Here is a 288-nt window from a genome sequence, read left to right as displayed (position 1 = left end):
CTGTTTTTAACACTTCCACAATTTATCTCTCACTAGACTTTTATTCGTTGATTACCAGTAAAACCCTGTAATCGTCAGAATCCAGAATTACGATCAATAACACTACCATCAATGGCATTTATCGTTAAAATGCTGTTGTAATTACCATTGCCTAATTGATTTAAAATATCACTATTTCCGAAAAAATCCCATACTGGAACTATGTCAAATTTTGTTTCATCGTTTTGCTGCTTTATTCGCAGATAACCAAACAATATCCTATCGACATTTAAGTCAATTATTCTGCTA

Annotated in this window: 1 protein-coding gene; it reads right to left on the bottom strand. The window is 31.9% G+C overall.

Annotated features, from left to right (window positions below; all coding sequences use genetic code 11):
• Nucleotides 1–74: 74 nt before the first annotated feature.
• Nucleotides 75–288: DUF6034 family protein (locus CHK_RS16820; protein WP_046442015.1), on the bottom strand; the 214-nt coding region annotated here is incomplete at its 5' end.

Origin of the sequence: Christensenella hongkongensis, assembly GCF_000981035.1 — a bacterium.
GTDB classification, from domain to species: domain Bacteria; phylum Bacillota; class Clostridia; order Christensenellales; family Christensenellaceae; genus Christensenella; species Christensenella hongkongensis.
The sequence above is the reverse complement of the archived record's forward strand: the minus strand, read 5'-3'. Positions and strand labels throughout refer to the sequence as shown.